The following is a 3,001-nucleotide window of genomic DNA, read 5'->3' on the forward strand; positions in this document are numbered from 1 at the left end:
ATGATCCTGCTGTCGCAGGCTTACCGGATGGCGCCGGCCAACCGCGTTGCCACCTTCGAATATACCGGCATCCTGTGGTCGCCGCTGTGGGGTTTCCTGTTCTTCGCCGAGGTGCCGCGGTCGACGACCGTGATCGGTGCCGCCTTGATCATCGGCGCCGGCCTGCTGGCGCTCAGCACCGAACGGCGCAAGAGTACTCCACCTGTGCTCGCTGCCGCCGACCCAGCCTGATCAGGCGAAGCAGATCAGCGCCCGTTCGACGCGCGAGCGGATTTCAGCCAGCGTGAAAGGCTTCTGCACGACATCGAGGATGATGCCGTTCAATTCCTCGGCGCGCTCGCGCTGGTCGGCATAGCCGGTCATCAGCACGATCTTGATGGCGGGAAACAATGTCGCCGCCGCTATCGCCATCTCGATGCCGTCCATCTCCGGCATGCGGATATCGGAGACGACGAGATCATAGCCGCCACGCGCGGCCTGGATCAGCGCAAGCCCCTGCGCGCCATCCGCCGCGATATCGATTGTGTGCCCGGCGCGTTCAAGCGCGCGGGCGGCCAGGGTGCGGACGGACTCATCGTCCTCGACGATCAGAAGCTTTGCCATGGCCGGCATATTTGGCCGCCAAAAGTTGACTTTTCCTGAAAGCGCTGAGGATCAGCAAACCTTTTTGCTGCCGCTCAGGCATCCCCTTTGACGACACCGACAAAGGGCAACTCGCGAAAGGCATGGGCTACATCCATGCCGTAGCCGACGACGAAATAGTCGGGGCAGTCGAAGCCGACATAATCGGCATTGAGTTCGGTCTGGCGGCGCATGCGCTTGTCGAGCAGCACGGCGATCGAACAGCTCTTGGCGCCCCGCGACAGCATCAGCTCGCGGGTGAAGCTCAGCGTCTTGCCCGATTCGAGAATGTCGTCGATCAGCAGCACGTCGCGGCCAGCGACCTCATTGTCGATGTCGCGCAGCACCCTCACCTCGCCGCTGCTGGTGCCGGCGCCATAGCTGGAGATGAAGATGAATTCGACCTCCGGCGACAGGCCGACATCGTGCATGGCGCGGATGAGATCTGCGGCGAAGATGAACGACCCCTTCAGCACCGAGATCACCAGGAGGTCATGGTAGTCGTGTCCGGCAATCTCCTTGGCGAGTTCGAGATTGCGCCGCGCGATCGCCGATGCAGAAAACAGGACTTCGATGTCCTTGCCGCGTACAATTGGCATTTTTCGCCCCGCTGATTTCTTGCCTAAACGCGTTCACGCCCAGCACGTGTTGAGATTCAGGTCAGGCTGAGTCGAAAACGGTGGTTTCCGAGAACCGGAGCGGAGCGTACTGAAGTACGTGAGCACCGGAAGCGCAGGAAACCGCCGTTTGCGGCCAGTCTCACCTGAATATCAGCACACGCTATTCGGCGAAGGTGACCGATACAGTTCTTACACCGTTTCTAGGCACGTCGAGCCGGCTGGCAAAGCCGAATCTTTCGCCAGAGGCCAGCGAACGGCCGGATGTCCCCAACGTATAGCGGGTGATGTGCCCGTCATTGCCGGTCACCCGGATTTCAAGCGGCGGCAGCTGCGCCGGTTTGGCGCCGTCATTGGCGGCCTCGCCATCGACGAACAGCGCAGGGTTCGGTCCGGAAGCATCGACGCGTGACGTGACGCCCGAAATGCTGAGCGCCGACGCTTGCGCGCTGGACAGGAACGGCACCTGGCGCACCAGCGCGTGCCCGCCGGAAACCCAGAAGGCGGCCAAGGCAGCGCCGATGCCGGCGATCCAGAAGATCGGCCCGCCGCGCGAGGCTGGCGGCCGCTCCGGCGGGGCTTCGGGCTTGCGCAGCATGTCCATGCCCTCGATGGGTGGCATCACGATCGCACGCGGCAGCGGCGAAACGCTTTCCACGGCAGGTGCAGGGCGCGGCATCACCACGTAATCGGCATCGACGATGTCGGCGGCCGAACCGCGCATGAACCGGTCCGCCGCGGCAATTGCCGTCGGATCGGTCATGATTTCGCCGGAAACCGGGCGCGCGGTTCGATCGTCAGCCATCATGGCCCCAGCATTGCAGCACGTGTTCGCTTTTCGTTTCTTTTGCGTAAACACAAATGGTTAACGCTTCCCCACCGGAGCCCTCGTGACGAGTCGAAAGAGCCTAGGAATTAACCGCCGGTTAACCATGCCGGCCGATGGTCTTTACCCAGAACAGGCCGGCTCACTGCCGTGCCGAATTTCAGGTCGTCGAAATTGATTCGCTTCGAAAATGTCGGCCTCCGCTATGGCATGGGTCCGGAAATCCTCCGCGACATCTCCCTGCACATTCCCGAGCGCTCCTTCCAGTTCCTCAGCGGGCCTTCGGGCGCCGGCAAGACGACCTTGCTGCGCCTGCTGTTCATGTCGCTGAAGCCGACGCGCGGGCTGATCACCATCTTCGGCAAGGATCGCTCCCGCATTTCCCGCACCGAGCTGCCGCATCTCAGACGCCGGATCGGCGTGGTGTTCCAGGATTTTCGGCTGCTCGACCACATGACCACCTATGAGAACGTCGCGCTGCCGCTGCGCGTGCGCGGGCGCGAGGAGGCGAGCTACCGCACCGATGTCACCGAGCTGTTGAAGTGGGTCGGGCTGGGCGAACGCATGCATGTGCTGCCGCCGGTTCTGTCCGGTGGCGAGAAGCAGCGCGCCGCGATCGCGCGGGCGCTGATCGAGCAGCCGGAAATCCTGCTCGCCGACGAACCGACCGGCAATGTCGATCCGCCGCTGGCGCGACGCCTGCTGCGGCTGTTCATCGAACTCAACCGTCTCGGCACCGCCGTGGTGATCGCCACCCACGATCTCGGCTTGATGGAGCAGGTCGACGCGCGCCGCATGATCCTGGCCGGGGGAAGGCTGGACATCTATGACTGAACTGTCCGCCGAACATTTTGTGGAAAGGGAGCAGGACGCCGAGGCGACCGAAGCAAAGCCGCGCGCCCAGCGCAGGATGGCGCCGATCGTGCCGGCGCAGAAC

The 3,001-nt window shown here is 63.3% G+C and carries 5 protein-coding genes; 2 read left to right on the forward strand and 3 right to left on the reverse strand.

What is annotated here, in order from left to right; genetic code table 11:
* The coding region (locus ENZ75_RS26895; RefSeq protein ID WP_164888026.1) for a DMT family transporter at positions 1-231 on the forward strand (231 nt) is incomplete at its 5' end.
* On the opposite strand, the gene ENZ75_RS26900 is transcribed toward ENZ75_RS26895, so the two are convergent.
* From ENZ75_RS26900 to ENZ75_RS26910, 3 genes are all read right to left on the reverse strand, one after another.
* On the reverse strand, positions 232-603 hold the full coding sequence (locus tag ENZ75_RS26900; RefSeq protein WP_063170346.1) for a response regulator: 372 nt from the start codon (positions 601-603) through the stop codon (positions 232-234).
* A gap of 74 nt (positions 604-677) precedes the next feature.
* On the reverse strand, positions 678-1,220 hold the full coding sequence (gene hpt / locus ENZ75_RS26905; protein WP_013529401.1) for a hypoxanthine phosphoribosyltransferase: 543 nt from the start codon (positions 1,218-1,220) through the stop codon (positions 678-680).
* Positions 1,221-1,401: 181 nt separating this feature from the next.
* Entirely contained in the window at positions 1,402-2,046 is a 645-nt protein-coding gene (locus ENZ75_RS26910; protein WP_063169091.1) for a hypothetical protein, read from the reverse strand.
* A gap of 192 nt (positions 2,047-2,238) precedes the next feature.
* Here ENZ75_RS26910 and ftsE point away from each other — a divergent pair, with 192 nt between their 5' ends.
* Positions 2,239-2,898, forward strand: coding sequence for a cell division ATP-binding protein FtsE (ftsE, locus tag ENZ75_RS26915; RefSeq protein WP_010911739.1), 660 nt, complete (start codon positions 2,239-2,241; stop codon positions 2,896-2,898).
* The last annotated feature ends 103 nt before the right edge of the window (positions 2,899-3,001 follow it).

Source organism: Mesorhizobium sp. M7A.F.Ca.CA.002.04.1.1 (assembly GCF_004022805.1).
GTDB lineage: Bacteria > Pseudomonadota > Alphaproteobacteria > Rhizobiales > Rhizobiaceae > Mesorhizobium > Mesorhizobium ciceri.

Excerpts from the sequence above, each read along its gene's own strand:
- ENZ75_RS26910 (WP_063169091.1), bottom strand. The coding sequence starts at position 2,046 with ATGATGGCTGACGATCGAACCGCGCGCCCGGTTTCCGGCGAAATCATG.
- ENZ75_RS26900 (WP_063170346.1), bottom strand. The coding sequence starts at position 603 with ATGGCAAAGCTTCTGATCGTCGAGGACGATGAGTCCGTCCGCACCCTG.
- hpt (WP_013529401.1), bottom strand. The coding sequence starts at position 1,220 with ATGCCAATTGTACGCGGCAAGGACATCGAAGTCCTGTTTTCTGCATCG.